4 protein-coding genes are annotated in these 20,361 nt (G+C 45.1%); all 4 read right to left on the bottom strand.

What is annotated here, in order from left to right; genetic code table 11:
* Positions 1–66 precede the first annotated feature (66 nt).
* The 4 genes from ACKQTC_RS00110 to ACKQTC_RS00095 all read right to left on the bottom strand — a co-directional run bounded on the left by ACKQTC_RS00110 (position 67) and on the right by ACKQTC_RS00095 (position 19,731).
* Positions 67–4,590: an S-layer homology domain-containing protein gene (locus ACKQTC_RS00110; RefSeq protein ID WP_408976420.1), complete on the bottom strand. Its 4,524-nt coding sequence runs from the start codon at positions 4,588–4,590 to the stop codon at positions 67–69.
* 1,128 nt (positions 4,591–5,718) lie between these two features.
* Positions 5,719–15,753 (bottom strand): Ig-like domain-containing protein, encoded by a 10,035-nt coding sequence (locus ACKQTC_RS00105; protein WP_408976419.1) that lies wholly within the window; start codon positions 15,751–15,753, stop codon positions 5,719–5,721.
* 13 nt (positions 15,754–15,766) lie between these two features.
* Entirely contained in the window at positions 15,767–18,706 is a 2,940-nt protein-coding gene (locus ACKQTC_RS00100; protein ID WP_408976418.1) for a hypothetical protein, read from the bottom strand.
* Positions 18,703–19,731: a hypothetical protein gene (locus tag ACKQTC_RS00095; protein WP_408976417.1), complete on the bottom strand. Its 1,029-nt coding sequence runs from the start codon at positions 19,729–19,731 to the stop codon at positions 18,703–18,705. The genes ACKQTC_RS00100 and ACKQTC_RS00095 overlap by 4 nt, the downstream gene beginning before the upstream one ends.
* Positions 19,732–20,361 lie beyond the last annotated feature (630 nt).

Below are 20,361 nucleotides of genomic sequence, written 5' to 3'. Positions count from 1 at the left end.
TCGCAGGCGGGAGCCTTTTATTTGACACTTGGTTGCGGTTAAGGGGAATCCGAGCTTAAGCTGGGCTTAAATGAAAGATTCGCTGTTTAAACCGGTCCAGTGTTCATGTTTGCCATCTGCATCACGGGTGAAATTATGACTGACAACCGCTTCCATGATGGGTTCGAAGAACCAGTCGCTGCGGGCGACGTCGCTGAACTGGGTGACTTTATCCATGTTGGCGTCAAGCCAATCAAGGTCAGCGTAGCGGTTGAGCATGCGGTTGGTGATGGAGGTCACTTCTGCCCGGGTGATGTCTTGTGCCGGCCGGAAGGTGTTATCCGGATAACCGGAGATCCACCCATGGCTGGCTGCCAGGCGGATAGCCTTGTAGCCCCAGTGGCTGGCGTCTAAGTCGGTGAAGGTGAGGTCTTTTTCATCGGTTAGGCCGGCAAATCGGGCTGCAATGGCGGAGAATTCTGCCCGGGTGATGGCTTGGTTGGGTTTGAAAGACCCATCCGGGTAACCGGAGACGATGCCCTTTTGGACGGCATAGCCAACGGTATTGGCATACCAGTCACCGGCATTGACGTCGGTGAAGTTGCTGGTGTAGCTTTCGCCTTTAACCGGGCGGTCTTTTAAGAGACGGGTAAACATGGTGGCCACTTCTGCCCGGGTCATGCCGCGGTTGGGGCCAAAGGTCCCATCGGGATAACCAATCAGGTATTGGTAGTGGTCGTCCTTGTTCAGGTCACCTTCACCCGGCTTATTGCCCGGTTTTACATCCGGCTTCTCATCCGGTTGAGACGGGATAACTACCGTCCCGCCACCGCCACCGGGGGCTCTCTTCGCCTTGACCGTTACTTCTACCGGGTTCGGCTTTTTACCCGGTTCAGTTTGGGTGACGGTAATCTTGTCACCGGTCTGCAGGTCTTTACCTTCAGGCAGGGTGACTTCCCAGCTGCCGTCGTCTTTAACCTTCGTCTTGCCGATTTCCTTACCGTCTTTGTCTTTTACGACAATCTCTGCATCCTTGACGCCCTTACCGGTGATGGTCTTGTCGCCTTCGGTGGGTTGGGTGATGTCAGGGCTTGCGGATTTCTCTTTGTCTTTGACGGTGGTGTCTTTATCGGTAGGTGCTTTGCCCGGCTCAGTTTGGGTGACGGTGATCTTGTCGCCGGTCTTCAGGTCGTTGCCTTCAGGTACGGTAACTTCCCACTTACCATCTTTAACCGTCGTCTTACCGATTTCCTTGCCGTCTTTGCCTTTTACGACAATCTCTGCTCCATTCTCGCCCTTTCCGGTGATGATCTTGTCACCTTCGGTGGGCTGGGTGATGACTGGATCCTTGGAGGGGGCTTTGTTGACGGTAAAGGTCCCCTTACTTTCAGCTGTTACAGGCTTGCCATTGACCGTGATTTGAGCGGTCAAATGTTTGCCATTATGATCTGTGATAGTCAAAGGCGTATCTTCTGTCGGCGTCAGGGTAACGCCGTATTCTTGCAACTTGCCCTTTTCGATAGTCAGGCTATTGCCGTTTTTATCGGTAATTTTGACTTTGATACCGTCATAGTTCGGCTTATCCCCTTCGGTATAGGTCATCGTGGTCGGGTCTTTGACCACTTCAATGCCGGTCAGGTTATTCTTATCCAAGACACTGCTTACAGCCTTGGCGGTAAAGGTGGTTTCAGCAGAAATTTTAACCGCTTCCGGCTGATTGTCCTTAACGGCTGTTTCGCCTTGGTACCACTTGGGATTTTTGTAGTTGTCTTCAGCTGCTAAGGTCGGGAATTTGCCCTTGGCGAGACTGTCGCCTTTTTTCACGGCATAGGACTTGCCGAAGAGCTTATCGTTCTTAACGCCGTCACCTTTGGCGATGGTTGCTTTTACAAAGTCTGCCGGCAAAGGCTTATCCTTTTCTTTTTCGCCAATTTCCGTCCCGGTGGTTACAAAGTGGGCGGTTCTTACCTGACCGTCAGCAACCTTGTCCGCCGGAGCATCACTCCAGTACCAGAAGGTGTACTTATTAGCCGCAGTCGCTGTCGGCAGGGTGACCGCTGACCAGAGGGTGTCCTTCTTGACCAAAGCCGCAATAGCCGGTTGCTTAGCGACAGTACCCAGGGTAAGGGTCCCGGCATTTTCAGGGGCCACGTTAAAGCCTACGACCACGTAATCCTTTTTATCAATGGTCTTATGGTCCTTATCTTCTGTTGGAATGTTCTTGTCTTGAGGGTCGGCCGGTTTTTTAGGATCAGCCGGTGTATAGGGAATGACGTTTTCTGTCGACTTGTCTTTTTCTGCCGTTGCGGTAAAGACCTTATTATTCTCAGAAACAGTCAGCCCGGCATTGGCATCTTGGCCCTTCCAGGTGGCAGGGGTCTTATAGCCCTTGGCGGTATCCACTGTGGCCGTGGGGAAGTCGCCTGTTTCAAGGGTGGTGCCCGACTTCACGGTCATGGTCTTATTTGCAGGGTCAAGGGCAGTGACGCCGGCCCCCTTGGCAAAGGAAACCCGGACGGCATGCTTGGGTTTCGGTTGGTCTTTATTGGTGTCGTTGTTTTCGGTTTTTACTTTCCAAACATAGAGATTGTGCTTGGGAATCTCTACAAACGACTTATCGCTAAAGGTTACTGTTAACGTGCCGGTAAAGGGAGACCCTTCCGCTTTAGCCGCTGTCCGTTTGGGTGTCGTGGCATCCTCAACGGATTTCGCCCCGTCTAAATAGCCTTGGAACTCTACCTTTTTCTCAGCGTCTGTGACCGTATCCGCAACCTTTACGCCCTCTTTCCAGGGAATGGCTGTATCCGCTGTACCTTCCCAAACGGCGATATCCACCGGCACAAAGACAGCCGTAACATCATCGCCCACCTTTTCTGCAATGGTTTTGGCTGTAGCCGTCGCGGTGTATACGGTATCCTGCGTTAGAGGCGCGAGATTTCCATTATCCGGCATCCACTTCACAGAGCCTTCTTTATAGCCAGGCTGGGCTTCAACAGCCGGGAAGTCGGTGGTATCCAACTTGGTATTGGGTTTGAGGTAGAAGGTGGCGTAAAGGGCGCCTTTTTCCGTCCCGGCTAAAACATCTTCAATCTGCGTGCCCTTGCCCAGTTTAAGCTCTGCCTTGATTTTATCGGCGGGCAGGTTATCGGATGCCGGGTTGTTATCATCCCCTTCTTTGACCTTGGTCTCAGCCACGTAGAGCTTTTGCCCCTCGATAACCAAGGACGATTTATCCGAGAAGGTCACTAAGATACCGCCGGTGAAGGGATCTTTTTGTGCCTTGGCAGAGCTTCTCAGCGTGTCTGCAGTGATTGCAGTACCTTTCTCATCAACCAATTGGCCTTGGTCATTTAGTTTAACCTTATCTTTTTCAAGCGTATTGATGTCGTTAAACTTAGCCTTATCAAATTCCCCTTGAAGGGCACCGTCTTTTAACTTGACCCCATCTTTCCAGGTGATATCGGCATCTTTCCAGACCTTGATATCCTGGGCTTCCAGTTTGTCTGCAAACTGCTTAGCCAGGGTTTTGCTGTACTGGGCGGTTAGGGTGATTTCGGTTTGTACATCATCCCCCTCTTGATCTGTATTGTTGGCAACAACTTGATCCAGCGAGCTAATAGTCTCCGGCGCAAATTTCCAGGGTGCGGTTGTGTCCACAACATAGTCTTTATCCGCTTTGGCGTGGACCTTTGCGACATCCTTAAGCTGAATACCTTCTTTGGGGTTGACATAGTAAACGAGGGTATCTGCTAGTTTCTTTTGATCTGTCGGTGCCGTATCGCCGACATAAAGCTTACCGTACTCACCCTTGTTATAGGTTACCTTAACATAGGTGTCTTTGACGGTTTGATCCACCTTAGGATTGGTATTCCCATCATCTGTTTTTTCGGGGATGATAGTATCCAGCTTATTATAGACAAAAATAAGCGTTTGCGGATTATCCTTAAGGTATTTCAACTGGGCATTTTCCGGATCGGATTTCACTTCACTAGCTACAAAGCCAATAAATTTAGGCGCATTGACTGTAGATGCTTTTTGTAAGTCGACAGCTGTACCAAAATCGCCTTCCCAGGTTGAAGCGTACTCTTGGCCCTTCATCCGGTACTTGGCGTCAATGTCTTTTTCCTGGCCTCCGTCATTATAAACGTATTTGACATTGAGCTTGCCTTGGTCTTTGGGACCATAGATGGCGTAGAAGGTGGTGTCATCTTTAAAGACAACCTGTTCCAGATCATCATCGGTCATCGGTGCAGTGGCATTCGGGTCTGTATTCCAACCCTTGAACTCATTAGCAGGCTTTCCTGCTTCAGCTGCCGGCGGTACCAGACTTTCGCCATCCGCCGCTTTAACTTCACGGCCGGATTCATTGCCGGTGATTTTTTCATCCAAACCAATGGTTTGCTGCATGACCGTTTTTGCTTCTTTATCGGCATAATCGCTGTCTTCAATGGTTTGGCGTTTGATTTGGTTATCGTCTAATTGAACAGGAATGACTTGTTCTTTCTTATTTGCTTTTTTGTCAGCATCACTTAGGAAGCCCTTACCTGTATTAAATTGGACTTTTAATGCATCATAAACTGCGTATCGCTTAATGATGCGATAGGGAGCCATCTCTTGACCAGTAAAGGGATTTTTCGCACTGGCTTTTGGGTTTAACTGATTTTCAGGATAAGCATTTAAGAGGTACTTAATTCCATTTACTTTTTGGTAACCATCCGTATTCTCTTTGTTATACTTCCCAAAACCTGTTGTAATATTCGGCGTTGACGCTGGTATGTTAATTTCCAGTCCTCGTTTTGCTATCTTACCCGAGTAATCCCGAAAATCTTCACCTGTATCTGCTTTATTGCCAAATACAACCTTATGAAAAGATTTATCACTTCTATCGTAATTACTCCAGGTACTAGTACCATCCCAATACATACCCTTAGGACTTGTTGACTCCATAGTATAAACCGTTTCATCTTGTGGAAGGTTAAACCCGGATTTTTCAAATGTTTGAGTATTTCTATAAAAAGCCCTTATATCCGGTTTGTCTTGACCTTTAACGTGCCACTCAGCTTTCCATAAGGGATTTACTTTTTGCGTTAAGGTAAGCACAATTTGTTTTGCACCACCGTCATCAACATACAATTCAGGGTTGTAGGATAAATTGAAAGGAATAAAAAGTTTAGTACGCCCGCTCATTTTTTCAGCAAGATTAACGGCGCCCGGATTCTCTACAAATGGCACAAATTCTGTAGACCTCCCATTTTCGGGCACAAGGCTTTTGGGGTAGTGTGCTGTAGCAAGTATATTGCTTTCTTCTCCTGATGGCACCATCCTAATAGTAATGCCTTCTTCTGGATATGGATGTTCAGATTGTCCTCTACCGTTCCAAACAATCTTTAGCCCATAACCCCATAGGGGCGAATTGCTATCGTTATTTACCGACTTCGGTCTGGGCCCATAGCCCATTATTTCACTACCTTTAATCCCTTTTAAGTCAAAGGATACATAGGGCTGCCCGTCTATATCAACGATTTCATCGCTTATAATGCGTGTTCCCTCAGTACTATTGTCCTTCTTTTCAGCTGCAAAAACGTGAGCTGGCAAAGATGAGACTAGCATTAACAGGACAAGCACATAAGCCGTCAGTTTTTTAAGCATAGCTCCCTCTCTTTCTCAAATCAACAGCAAGCCTATTGTGAATGCACAATAGGCTACTGTTAAATCACTTTCGAGTTAAAACTCCTCAAGTTATCTTGCTGTTGCTGTCTTTATCATATCCAATAAACCTTCTTTCGACCCCACAACTGTAACCTCTTGACCATACACTAGTGGTTTATTTAGGTTGACTGTGGCTTTACCTAGATTTGTTGTTACTACGGGTACAGCGAAATGCTGCTCCACGTTCCCAACATATATCGTCAGTTTCACCTCAGGTTGTAGAGAAGTAATTTCTAACTGATTCGAATCAGCGGAAGGCTCGGTGATGCTAATAACAACTTGTTCCTTGTTATATTCATTGACACCGTCTTCCAAACCCTGTTTAGCCTTATCAAGCTCTTCTTTTGAAGGTTCTTGGCCATTTGGATTGTCTTTTGTTGGATTTTTATACTTATCTATAAGTTTTTCTGCTTCATCTTTGGCTTCTTCTAGCTTTTTGACGATCTCGGCTGGCTTAGTTTGGTAGCCTTCATCCTCTTCTTTTGGGACTTCTTTCAACTTATCTACCAATTCATCCACCGTTTTCGCCTTATCCAACCGATCTTGCAAGTCTTTCTTGGCTTTTTCATCCACTACTTTGTCAATGGCTTCTTGGGCTGTTTCAATTTGTTCAGGGGTCGGTTTTTCGCCTTCTTTGACCACTTTTTCGACAACCTTGACCTTGTCGTCTGCGTCTTTTTGGTTGATGGCATCTCTCAGGTCTTTTTCAGCTTTATTGACTTGGCTTTGGGTTGGATCATTATCGGGATTTTTGTCCTTGGCTTTGTCAAGAACATCCTTGGCGGCTTTAGATTTGTCATCTAAATTCTTATCGTAAGGATTTTTTCCCAGATCCCAGTTTTTCGGATCGGCTTTTTTAGCTTTGTCGATAACGCTATCTGCTTCTTTATCGGTTTTTTCCAGCTTAGTGATATTCAGACCGACAATGGCAGTCGATGTTTTTTCACCTTCCCTTTGTGGGTTGGTTGCTTTGACGGTGACTTTCGACTTATCCACAAGAGGTTTTTCTAAGTCCAGCTTAAAGCTGCCATCCGATTTAACGGAAGCTTCTTTTTCTGCACCGTCAGGTAGGATGACGATAACTTTAGAACCGGGAACTGTTTTGCCGGTAATCGATGTGGAGTCCGTTGAGATCGGATTGATAGTCGGTTTTTCCATAGCTTCTAAATCAGCCGGTTGAGTCGCTAACGTTTTGGTCCCTTCGTTTCCTTCATTGTCTTTGACTTTGATTTCAACGGTTTGGTTCGGTCCAAAGGTTAACTTGTCTTTTGTAGGAATGGTAATTTTACCATCCTTTTCGCCCGGCCAGGTATCACCATTCATTTTGATCTCTACTGTTTTACCGGCTTGATCTTTGACAATAATGGTCGTGATGGAATCATCTGTCGGTTTATCTACAACAACTTGTTCTGCACCGGCTTTGATGGGTTCGACATTGGGCACGTTTAATTTAATGTTACCACCGTCTTCTTTCCAATCACTGTTCTTATCGCGGATGACCTTAGCGTCAGCCCTAGGTGATTCTTTCTTGCCGGTTTCGGTGGCTGTTACTGTGATGACGCTATTATCCTCCTGCTTATCTACCTTGACTTCAAATCTACCGTCTTCCTTCATCGTTACTTTACCCTTCGGTGTAACTTCACCATTCTTATTGTAGATTTTGATGATAGCATCCTTGGATGGTGCTTTACCCTTGATAACGGTTTCCGTCGGGGTAGCACCTTGGTTAGCTGCTTGAAGTTCTGTCGGCACAGCAGTCGTGGCTTGGGCTTTGACAACCTTTCGGGCGGCAGCCTTATTACCTTGACCGTCTTCAGTGGTAACGGTAACGACATTCCCTTCTTCAATCTTGGCAGGTTCTTCTACCTTGATTTGCAGCTTGCCGCTAATAGAATCAACGGATTGACCCTTGCCATCCTTCCAGCCATTGGCATCCTTGGTGACGGTAATGGTGTGTCCCTGACCGTCATTGATGGTAATCTTATTAATCTTATCATCTTTCGGCACAGTAACGGTAACCACCTTGTCGCCATGGTTGATGCTGTCAACATTAGGTTTTTGGTAGTCTTTGACGACAGTTAAGTTCCGGCTGATCCCGGCCTTCCCACCATCACTATATTTAACGGTGATGGGCTTGCCGTTGTAATCGGCAGAAGTTACTTCGGTATTTTGCTGGACAGTCTTGTCACCGACTTTCACTTCAAAGCCTTTCGCTTCTTTGCCTTGAACGTCCTTGAAGGTATTGGACCGGGTGTTATAGTCAAACATTTCTATGCCGCCCTTGTTGTCTGTAACAAGAACTTGGAGTTTGGTCAGGTCAAGTTTGTTGTTCTTTTCATCCGATTCGTTGTAGTCGAGTTTTTCAGGACCAAGCACTTGGATATCTTTAACATCTTTTAAGTCAACCCGACCATCATCCGGTTTGCCGTTTTCGTCTTTATCAGTAAAGACGGTGGTGGTTTGCGGGGCAGAGACGGTCTTAGGTGCTTTGGCAGCGAAGACTTGGATATCTGCACCGTGAGCGAGCGGCTTGCCATTATATTTTGCTCCAAGGGAGTAATTACCCTCCCCATCAATGTTGAAGTTTTCAATGGTTACATCTTTGTAGGCTTCGCCTTCTTTTACCTTGACGGTAATGGTAGCACCTGGTTCGGTTTTACCGGTGATGGTGGTGAAGGCAGGTGCTTTCCCTTTATTGGAGGCAATGGCTGCCGGACGTTCGGTAGTGCCTGCTTGGTCATCAGGCTTACCGTCGTTATCGAGGTCATCGAAGACGTTGGCAGTCTTGGTGGCCGGTTTCTTTTCACCGTCTTTGACGGTGACTTTGATTTCGGTACCGGCGTCAAGTTTCGGTTCGATGATCTTGGTTACATTACCGACTGCATCCGCATCGGCTGTGATGGTTTGCTTCTCGCCATTTTTATCTTGATACTCAATGGTGACACTGGCCTTAGGAGCCGTCTTCACTTCAACAGTGGTCTTAGTCGCCGAGCTTTCCTTGCCTTTTTCGCCCTTGTTGCTGGCGATAACGGTAGGTTCTGCTGTGGTTTCGTCCACATCGGGCTTGCCGCTGTTATCAGCGTCAAGTTTGACGGTGATTTTCTTGTCAGCAGTGACGGTCGGTTTCGTTTGAGCATCGGCACCGGTAACGGTGACAGTGAAATCCTTACCTTCGGTTAAGCCCAGTTGAATACCATTTGCAGGGTTAAGAGTAATCTTATCCTTGATGCCTTCTTTTTCCAGGTCTTTACCGGTATAGGTGGCGGTCTTGCCGGCTGCGTCGGTCAATTTAATAACCAGGCCGGCGGTGTCAAATGCAGCCTCACCGTCTTTGGTCTTGACAAGGTAGTCCATCTTATCCGGGTTGGAGAGAATTTCTACCTTGGTGGCTTTGGCTAGGTCAAATTGTTCTTGATCGTCAGGGATGCCGTTGTTGTTGGCATCCAGTTTGACAGAAAGGTTTCTGGAAGTGGATACTTCCTTAGTTGTTGCCTTTTCTGCTTTCAAGGTTACTTTAATGGGTTTATCATTATCTGCTAAACCCAGTTGAGTCCCTTCAGCCGGTGCAACGGTGAAGTTTGTCGTATCCTTCGCTAATTCTTTTGCGGTATAGGTCTTAACCTTGCCCAGCTTGTCGGTTACTTTGACGAGCATACCCTTAGTTTCAAGGGAAGCTTTGCCGTCTTTTTCGGTAACGAGGTAGTTCATCTTGGCGGGGTCGTAGACCATTTCAATCTTGTCAGCCTTGGCGATGTCGAAACCGTCTGTTGCGTCATCTTTACCATTGCCATCCTTGTCATCAAAGACGATGGTCTTGTACGGTACAGAGTCTTTCTTATCGCCGTCTTTGGCAATAATGGTTACTTCTTTTCCAGCCCCTTGTTTGGGGATTTCAGTTGAGAAGGCACCATCATCGCCTGCTATAACATTTACAGATTTTTCCTGGGTACCATCCATGTATTTGACGGTAACTGTAGCATTTTTAGGTGCTTTACCCTTAACAGTTGTTTTAGCGGGGTTATCACCAATGTTAGAAGCGGTAGCGATAGGTGTTTCGCTTACTTCAGCTTCGTCTGCCTTATTGTTGCCGTCAGCGTCAAGTTTGACAGTGACATTGCCGCCGGTAACAGAGGGTTTTTCTGTCGCTTTGGTGCCAGCAACTGTAACTTTGAAAGGAAGGGTATTTGTCTTACCTTGAGCGGTTAAGCCCATTTTCTCACCCTCTGCCGGAGAAAGGGTAATCTCATTTGTAAGATTTTTTAATTCATCGGCGGTGTAAGTGACGGTTTTGCCGGTAGCGTCTGTCAGTTTAATGACCAGACCGGCGGTGTCGAACGCAGCCTTACCGTCTGTGGTCTTGACCAGGTAGTCCATCTTATCCGGGTTGGATAGGATTTCTACTTTAGCAGCCTTGGTAATTTCAAAGCCTTCTTCATCATCAGCCTTATCGTTGCCGTCTTTGTCAACTTTAACGACGGTGGCTGTCGGGTTGGAGACGAGTTTCCCTTCTTCTTGAGCAGTGACTTTGACTTCGGTGTCTTTAGCAAGTGGTTGTTCGTTTTGCTTAGCTTCGATGGTGTAGTCACCTTGGCCGTTAGCCGTTGCTTGGCCAACGATGGTAGTGCCTACCTTAGCAACAACCTTGGCATTCGGTGTAGCCTTACCGGTGATGGTGGTGGCTGCGGGCTTTTCGCCCTTATTGAGTGCCTTGGCTGTTGGGGTGGTGGTTTTCTGATCGGCATCGGCGTCTGCTTTGCCGTCATTATTGGCATCACGAGCAACGGTGGCTTCTTTCGGATCAGAAGGCTGTTTGCCTTTTTCTTGAGCCTTAACAGTTACTTTGGCACCATCTTTTTGCTTTTCGACTTCAGCGGTGAAGTTACCTTGGTCATCAGCAGTCGCTGTGCCGATTTCTTTACCTTTTTCGTTAGTAATGGTAACTGTTGCTTTGGGTGCGACCTTACCGGTTACAGTGGTAGTTTCTTTCGGCTGTTCTGTTACTTTGCCTTCTACAACCTTGTTTTGGTTAAGGGCTTTAACGTCTTCCGGTTTAGCAGAGAGGTTGGTATCAACGAACAGGACTGTTTGGGTCTGACCTTCTAACTTAGATTGGCCTTCACCCTTGGTAACGACAATTGGTTTCTTGTCATGGTCTTTAACCGTCAAGGTTGCACCATTTGCCGGAGTGATTTTGAATCCGGCTTTGTTGATTGCATCTTCCCCATCATAGGTTGTTTGAATGCCGGCCTTGTCAAAGGCGATGACTTTCATGCCGGTTAAATCTAGGGTTTCACCAGCACCATAGGCCATCTTTGTCGGGGCGATGACAGTGATTTTTTCGATGTTATTTTCATCAAATTTTCCTTCAACGTATTGGGCAGTAATATCCCTCGCTTCTGTGAAGCTGCCTTTTAAGGCCGGATTCCAGCCTGTGTGCCCCCAGTTTTGGTTGGAGATAACGGTCGGAGCTTTTTCTGTCAAGTCAACCACCTTGTCTTTTCTGACATAGGTTTCAGTGGTTGAGTTTGGAGCAAACTGACCATTTTTGCCCGGTTTAAAGATGACTTTTACGAAGCTGTCTTTTGCTCGATCAGAGAAATCAGATTCGTAGCTTGCAGTGAAGGTTTTAGCTTCGATGTACTTAACAGCTTTTGTTAAGTCTGCCTTTGCATTGCCATCTTTCCACTCCAAGAAGGAGTAGTTGACGTCTGGAGCAGGTACAGGTGCTTTGTCGCTTAGCTTCACTTCTTTATCGGGGTTGACCCAAAGAACGTTCTTGGCACCGCCTGCAAACTTACCGTGGTCTCCTTGGTTAAAGGTGATTTCGGTCCAGCCAGGTACAGGTGTTTTTGAGATTGAATCTGAGTAGACTGCATTGATTACCGTAGTTTCATTAGCTTTTGTAAATGTATCAACGAGATCTTTATCCCAACCAATATGCGATTTACCCTCAGTAGTAACTGTTACTTCAGGAGCTTTCTTCCTTAAGTCAACGAGAATACCCGGTTTAACCCAAATGGATTTCTCTTGTTGACCTGCAAAGTTGCCATCATTACCGGATTTAAAAGTAATTTGTTGGTAGCCTGCAATTTCGGTGTCAGAAATGCTGACGTCACCTTTGTAGATTGCTTTATGGGTTGTTTCTTGCTTGTACGTTTCTTGTAAAGCACTCTCCCATTTATCAAAGGCATATCCTGCCGCTGGTTTTACTTTCGGCGGGTTGAAGGTTACTTTTTCGTCTTTTAATATCCAGAAGATAGCTGTTCCTTCTAGTGTACCGTGATTGCCTTGGACAAACGTTACTTTAACATAATCTGTATCGGGAATGGTTTTTTCTGAATCGTTTGGATCAGGCTTTGTCGGTTGGTTTATGCCTTCAACTACTTTTTTCTTGTATTGGGCGGTGATATCTGTTGTTTGAGCAAATGTGCCTTCTAACGGTTTATCCCAACCTGTGTGTTTGTAGTTTTGAGTCGCAATTACTTTTGGTGCTGTTAATTTAACATTTTTAGCTACCGGATTGACCCAATATACTGTTGTTTCTTCGCTTGAGATAATGCCATTCGTTCCCGGTTTAAATTCAACTTTTACGAAGTTATCCGGTACCTTGGGTTTTTCTTCACCTGGTTTTTGTGGAACTACATTTGTATTATCTCCAAAAGTATATTGGGCGGTGTGGACGGTGTCTTCTGTGTAGCTCTTGGCTACTTGAGGTGACCAAGCATTTTCGCCTGTTTTTTGTGTCCACTTACCGTCAGGGGTAACTTTTGGTGGTGTTAAAGTAACTTCCGCCTTTTTAATGACCCAGTACGTTGTTTTGGCGTTTTGTTCAAATTTACCGTGGTTACCTGCAACAAAGTCTACTTTTGCGTAGTGTTCTTTGTCTTTCGGGTCTTCGGTTACAACTGTCGATTTATATACAGCGTTGATGACCGTTGGGTCGTCAACTTTCTTAAAGCTTGCAACAAGTTTTTGGCTCCAGCCTGTAAAGGACTTGTCTTTGGCTGTAACTGTAACTTGTGGAGCTTTATCTGTTAGGTCTACAAGTGTATCCGGTTTTACCCAAACGGATTTTTCGGTAATGGCTTGTTGACTTCCAGAATCTGTTCCAAAGTTACCGTCAGTGCCAGCGTCGAATTTTACTTCTTGGTAGCCTTCCACTTTTTGATCGGAAATATCTACCTTGCTGGTGTAGATCGCCTTGTGCTCTTTGCCTTCGGTGTATTTTTCTTGTACTGCCGGGTTCCAGACTTTGAAGGTGTAGTTTTCATTAGCAGTTGGTGTCGGCGGATTGAAGGTTACCTTTTCATCCTTGAGGACCCAGAAGGAGGTCACTTGTTCATGTCCACTTTGGGCTTCAAATTTACCATTTTCGCCGGCTTGGAAGGTAACATTCACATAGTCCGGATCAACTTCATTTGAGCCGGGTTTTTTCGGTTGGTCTTTGCCATCGACTACTTTTGCCTTGTATTGGGCAGTGATGTCTGTCGCGGCTGCAAATGTATCGGTTAAAGTTTTATCCCAACCGGTGTGTTTGTAACCGTCTTTTACTTGGACAAAGGGTGCTACTAACTCTACTTGTTTAGTAGGATCGACCCAATAAATGGTGGTTTCTGTTTTAGAGATGGTTCCACGTGCGTTGTCGCCGGTGTGTGATGCGTCGTCGGCTTTAAATTCGACTTTTACAAAGTTTGCCGGTACATTTGGCTTGATTCCTCCCGGTTTTTGTGGCACGGCGTCTTTAAGTTCTTTGACAGAAAGATCCATAATATGGGTAGCTGTTGCGCCCTTGTTGTCTTCGATGGTGTAGGTGACTTTGTAGGTTCCCGGGGTGTTGTTGATGTTTGCAATGTCGCTTGCATTAACTGTTTCCCAGGTTGTTCCGGCGTCAGTCACTTTTTGTTTTTCAACTTTTAGGGTGTAGTATTTTTTGTCCTGTTCGTTTCCATCTTTTGGAAGTTTTACAAGGTCAATATACTCCTGCACCGGTGGTTGAGCCGTTGTATTCGCCTTAACGTTGTCGCCGTCTTTTAGGATGACGTAGCCGTTCGCTACTGTTTGCTCACCTGTGGCTTGTACATCAACGACCACCTTGTCTAAACCTAAGTCTCCGCCTTTAAAGATTTCTTTGTAACCGGGGCCTTCGATTTTCGGCAAGTTGTTGGAATTAAGTGCTTTAAGTGCCGCTTCGATCTTTTGGTGGGCTTCATCCAACGCTTTTTGATTTTCTGCGGTTGGCTCTTTTGCCTTTTTGGCTTTTTGATTGATTTGGTCTTTTGGATCTTGTGCCTTGTTGACTAACTTGTCATAAGCATCTTTTACTAAACCATCTAATTCTTTATATTTTCCCTCATTTATGCCTTCTTTGCCTTTGAAGTTTTCTAAGACTTTATCGGCGGTCGGCAGAATGGTGTTCAGTTTATCGGGGTTTAGTCCTACTTTTTTCTCTACCGGTTGCGCCGCTTCATCGGCCCCGACAAGGGTAACGACGACTTTAACGGTTTCGCCGGCTTTGAGTTTTCGGTTGGTTCCAGCGGAGAAGGTGCCGTCTTCGCCCACGGTGGTGGTACCGATGACGACGTCTTTTTGACCGTCAGAAACTTTAATTTCTACTTTTGCTCCGGGAAGGATGGCAGCTGAATCTTTTGGCGTTACTTTACCTTTTACGATTTCTTCGCCGTCTCTCGGTGCGTTGGCATCGTCGTTTACTGTGGCTCCGTCAAAGGATACTTCCACGTCTTTTGAGCTTACACGATACTTATACAGGGCGTTGAAGGTTTTATCTTCGCCGATTCTGTCGCTATCGTTAAAGGTATCGACTTTGCAATTTGGAATCGGTTCCATTTTTTTTGGATCGGTTTCACTGGGGGCTTGGCAAGTGTTTTGGCTGCTATCTGCAAGTTTCCAGTCTGCAAATTCTTCTTTGCCATTCCCTTCAACGGTGTAGGCTTCAAGGAAGGCTTTGATCTTTCTCCATTCGGTGTCTTTTTTGACATCAAGATAGAGTTTGGTTTTGTCCTTATAACTTTCGTTGGTGAATTTCCCTTGGACTTCTTTGTTTGTCTTCTCTTGTTTACCCGCAGTGTCAAAGGTAAGTCTTACATAGTCGGTACTGGGCTTATCCTTTGGATTGTCTCCGTCCAATGGTACTTCAGCAATTTCAGGCACGGCTGCGATTTCAAGGTTGATGGCGCCGTTTTGAACTAGGTCACTTGTCTTTTTCGTTAAATCGGTTTTTAAGATAAAGCCCTTACCGTCGACGTCGTTGACGATTTTATCCTTTGTTGCCGGGTTGATTTTTTTATTGTACAAAAGACCAAGGTTTAATTTTAACTCTTTGTCTTTTGCCCCATATTTATCCAGGACAAGTTTCCCTATGTTTTCATTTTCCCGAATGGGATTGAAGGGCCCTTGTTTTTGGGGCAGTTGAACATAGTCTGCGCCCTCTTGGTTAAATTGGACAAAGATACCTACCGGAATGTATCTTCTGATTTCATTGACGGTTAAGTCATTCCCATAGAGTCCGGTGTATTTTACCTTCATCTTGGTCACAGGTGCTTTCATGAGGTGGATTTCTTTGGTGATGATACTTCCATCACTAAGGCCTGTTGTTTCTTCCAAGACTACTGGACAATCCGGGTCATAGTTTGAATCGTTGGGGTTCTCAAAGTCTGCCACCAGGTTTAAGGCGTCCAGGTCGGTTAAGTCTTTTGGCAGTGAAATCTTTGCATCTCGTTCGGTAGGAGCATTGGTCTCAAAAGATGTATTCGTTCCGGATGGGTCTTTCAGGACGCCATCATAGGTGTACTTTAGCTTTAAGTTAAGCTTTTTGTCTTTTAAAAGGTCCCAAACACCGTCTTCGGCGGTCACCTTAACCTTTACTTGGTAATTGGTCCAGCCGGATACTCGGTCGGCAGACCTGTCTTTGCCGACGAATTTTGCCATCTTCATCATTTGCGTGATGGTCGTGCCATTTTTGCTCAAGTCGTCGTAAGGACTTGCACCAGCAAAAGAGGAAGACATAAGCAAAAGCGCCATAACCAAGGCAACTATTCTTTTTTTCATCTTAGCTTCCTCCTTACTTTACTACGACCATGTAGGGATTGGTTTTGCCCTGTCCGTTTGTAACTTCCACTTTAATTCGATCGTTCTTTTCGAATTTTTTATTAAAGACGAATTTTCCATCTTGGTGGCTTGTCACAACAAGGGGGCTTTCGCTGGGCTTGATTAAGGTTGCGGTTGCTTTTGCACCGGATGTGATGCCATTAACGTAAAGAACGTTTGAATTTTTCATAGGACGGACAACTTTGACTTGCAGTTGGGTCGTTGCTGTCGGTTGTACGCTTGTCTTTGCGTAGTTACCAAACTTGTCACGGAAGGACAGGGTAAGTGTGTCGCTTTTTTGAATAATATCCTGCAGGTCAAAGGCCGGCCTGTAAAGGGACACGGTTTCCTCGGCCGGGCCGGATTTTATGGCCAGCTTGAGATTATCGTAAAAGTCGCTTTGCTTGACGGCGCCTTTTAGGTTAACCCGCATGCCGTAGGATCCGGTGGCGGCTGTTGGAGTTCCATCAAATTCTGCCTTGGTGTCTAAAACGACAAAGGCATCGGAAAGGGCAGGATTCTTTTTCTCTTCGATGGAAATAATTCTCAGCTTCTTGTTGTGCAATGCTTCCGAGGCCTCTTTCGGTATCCTGAAGGTGATGGATTGACCCGCTTGTTTTTGTTCCATCAGGGTGTAGGTGTCGCCTTGGAAGTTGAAATAGGTCTGTTGACTTTTTTCTTTGTGGGTGTTATCGGCTTTAAAGTCCTTATCGTGTTGCTTCATATACTCTTTTAATGCACTTTTTTTGGTTAGGTTATTGGTTTCTATGAAGTCTTCCGTCACTAAAAGGTACCTGGTCCCTTGTTTTGCTTCGTTGAGAACCGGGTTGGAAATTTGGGTCTTTACAACAGTGTACCAATCTTCATTATTCGCGCCCTCTTTATACTCGTTATGTTCTTGAACGATATTGACCAACTTGTTGGCATCGATCAATGCTCTGAAGTAGACCACCGTTTCCGCAGATTTTGCACTACCCTTATAGTTGATTACCAATAAGGTGTCTTTTTGCAGTTGGGCGTCGTTGTCTTCATTGTAGGGATCTTTGTAGTATTTGAAGAAATCCTTGTCATCTTTGAAGGAAATCTTTAGTTTTTTCTTGTCGTCGATAAACTCAGCCTTAAATACATCTTGTGTCCGTCCATCTTTTTTAACAGTCCAGGTGTCCTTGTAGGTCTTTTCAGTTGTTCCACTGCCTTGTCCCTGTGTGTATTCCCTTTCCGCTGTGTAGGACGCTCCATTGTAAATAAATTCAACTTTATCAACAGGAGACTTGCCCTTGACTGTGTTTTCTTCATATTTCATAGTGAAGAACTTGTCTTTGTGGGTGATTTCATCCACTTCGGGCTTGGGCACGGCTACAGGTACATTATAAACGGTTATATTGTAACCTATTGGTTCGAATTTTTTGTTATCCCTATGCACAGTGTAACGTGTTGTCGCTGCCGTGTAGGCGTCAATATCGTCCCCATTTCTAATGCTGACGGATTGGATCTTGGGCACAACTTCTTTTTCTCCTTGGGGAGCGTTGTAGTCAATAAGTCCGGTTCCGTTGTGTTGTTGCGGTGCTCTTGGTGCTCTGGGGTCCATATTCAATTTGCCGGTGCCGTCCGGGATTCTGGCGAAAACTTCTACCCCAAGGTTTGCCCAGTTGTTCCCGAAGTTGTCATACTTGGTTTTGTCCGGCACTTCAACCAAGGCATAGGAAAGTCTCAGGCCGTGTTTGTCGAAGCCGGGAACTTTCCAGGTGGGATTTGGTGAGTTGTTGGGGTCGTATCTTTTTAAAACAGATTGGTTGTTGTAGTTCACCGGGTTCAAAGTATGGTAGTTGGCCCCGGAGTGGACTGTGGGATCCGAATAGTCGGTGACCGCTGTTCTAAAAATCAGCCCCATGTCGACGGCTGATTTTTTGATAGCAGGGTCATCTGAGTATTCTTTTTTATCAGCGTCGTATTGCTTAAAGTACTTATAGGCTGTTACCGTAATATAGGGGCGGTAGTTGGCGTATAAGTCGATTTTCCCCTCGTTCTTTGCTGCTTCTTTGATGACGTCTTCCGGCTTTTGGCCGTCAAAGGTGAGCTTAAAGCCATTAGGCAAGTAGACCGGGTATTTGTAGGTGCCTGCACCATTTTGCGTGTTTGCATTCAAATTAAGCCCTTGCTTTAATTCGCTTAAGGAATATTTCCCAAAGTGCCTAGAGGCTGTAAAGTTGGCATCATGGGGAATATGGGGGCCAAACTGGATTTTATCGCCAAAATTTTGTTCAAGGGTCCAGCCCATAAAGGTATGGTCATCTTTTTTGAAGTCGCCTCCCAGGCTGTCCGGGTGTTCTCTTTCTTCTTCTACGGAATAGAAGGCAGAGGGAATCTTAACCCCGTCTCTAAACATGTCCGGCGTCACATCAATGACCCTGGTTTTCTCTTCATTGCCGCCCTTGTTATTGTGGAGGACGATTTGGAGGTTTGGACGGTAGACGGCGTAAATGGTTTTTTCACGATCTACGGTAAATTTGTCGTCCTTTTTATCCTGCGGTGTATTGGGGTCTTTGAAGATGTCTTTATCATTACCGTTCTTGTCAAAGGACCAGTAGAGGAATTTATAGTTTTCCTTTTCCCCTACTTCTTTTAACAGGTCACGGGTGATAGGCGTGTTTTTTAGGATATAATAGAATTTTTCCGGCTTTTTCTTGTCATCCCGTTTTACATCGCCGGTATTTCCATCCAGGAAGACCTTAACATATTCTTGTCCAACCCAATAGTTTTGTAGTTCCGGCGGATTGTTTTCCGAGCCCGGGATGAGTTTCCGCTTTTCTTTGACGTTTTTGGTAACATCAATTTTGTCATGGGAGCCATCGGCATAGGTGACGTTGACAAAATATCTTTTGTCTCTTCCCTTGCCTTGTTCTTCTAATGTCATTTTGTACTTGGATTATCAACTAAACCTTTAATGACTTCCGGCGCTTTCTTAACGTTATCTTCTTGCACTTCTAATGGTAGGTGTCTTCTTTCTGCCTCGTCAAGGTTGGCCTTGTCTTTTACCCAATAATTCCTGTCATAGGTAAGATTCATATAGCCTTTGACCCCGACAGGTCCTACAATATGGACTTGGTGGTTGACAAAGTTCCTTAATTTACTTGATACTCTCGCAAGAAGCGGGACATTATTTAAATCTGTATCGGCGTCGTGGGTGGTGGTAAAGGTCCAAACGGCGTGCATCCATTCTTTATCGTGGATATTACTTCTCATCATCCCCGAAAACATGGAGTCTGCCATAGACGTCCCAAACATCCTGTCCAGGTCCCTATACCAACCCTTTTGGTCTGCATGGTTATTTGCCCATTTCCCACGACCAATCGTACAAAATCCTAATGTATCGTTTTTGATGTCCATGCCCCAGTGAACATTTTTCCCCGACCCATTATTAAAGAAATTATCGGTATAAAAATTATTTGTGTTCCCGGCAGGTTTTTCATTGTTGAAATTATTAACATGATAGGTGTATTCTTGATATTTATCATTTCCATTATGGATTGTTTGTACTTTTATAGGAGATATACTTTTATACCTAGGTAAAAATAATCCATGCTGAATACCTGATCCTGCATAACCACCGGCGTATTTTTCCGCCTTATTAAATTCAACGGCCCAGTGAATTTGGTGGTTTTTTTCGTCAATTTTTCTCGTGATATTGACATAATTCGCTGCAGGTTCATCAAAAAATGAATTTCGCAACCGAATTTCGCCATCAATGTAGTTAACATAGGCGTAATTCTCTCTGTTTTGTCCACTTTGCCACCATTCTTCTACCCGCCATTTGTGGTCACCGGTTGCGTCGCTTTGCGGAAAAGGTACTGTTGTTTCCGCAAATGCCGGAGAAAGGGACACGAGTAGGAGTAAGACAACCAGAACAGCCAGGCGGCCCTTCTTTATCTTTTTTTTCATTGTTTCTAACCACTCTTTTCCTTTTTACAATGCTACATTTTTCTATGGAATATAGTTAACTAGCTCTATAAATCCTTTTTTCACCTCCCGGGTATCACCGATCGTTGGTTTTACCTTTATCCCGAACTTAAGTCAGCCTTCTCCACACCTTACCTATGGCCTCTATTCTTTAAGATGGGCCTTATAAAGTTCATGATAGTTTTTAGTGTTTGTAGCTTATCTTCTCTCAGTTAACTTTCACTTCTTTCAGACATCCTAAAAGTACTTTTATTTAACCTAACTAATCTGAGTATACTATCCTCTTAGATACGCCTCAAATATATAATATGTTTTTTTTTTTTCATATTTACACCTTTTTTTACAGGAATTCCTTTTCTGTCAACTTGTTTAAGGAATTTTTCAGTTCCTCGCCAGTTTCTTTTTTATTGATATCCGGATATTTCTATTCCCTGGAAATGACGAGGCTATTTTTTGGCTTATCAAAGGCTTTCTTTTCCTTTTCATAATGACGCCTGGTCATAGGATAATTGTTAGCTTAATTTATTATCCGGATGGGTCCGGGTCTAAAGGTGTAGAAGCTTAATATTTCCACCCTTTATTTTGTAGAAGAAGGGCCTTATTTTTCCTATC

Origin of the sequence: Peptococcus simiae, assembly GCF_046097595.1 — a bacterium.
Lineage (GTDB): Bacteria > Bacillota > Peptococcia > Peptococcales > Peptococcaceae > Peptococcus > Peptococcus simiae.
This window is presented reverse-complemented; position numbering and strand designations above follow the sequence as displayed.

Excerpts from the sequence above, each read along its gene's own strand:
- ACKQTC_RS00110 (WP_408976420.1), bottom strand. The coding sequence starts at position 4,590 with ATGGCTCCCTATCGCATCATTAAGCGATACGCAGTTTATGATGCATTA.
- ACKQTC_RS00105 (WP_408976419.1), bottom strand. The coding sequence starts at position 15,753 with ATGAAAAAAAGAATAGTTGCCTTGGTTATGGCGCTTTTGCTTATGTCT.
- ACKQTC_RS00100 (WP_408976418.1), bottom strand. The coding sequence starts at position 18,706 with ATGACATTAGAAGAACAAGGCAAGGGAAGAGACAAAAGATATTTTGTC.
- ACKQTC_RS00095 (WP_408976417.1), bottom strand. The coding sequence starts at position 19,731 with ATGAAAAAAAAGATAAAGAAGGGCCGCCTGGCTGTTCTGGTTGTCTTA.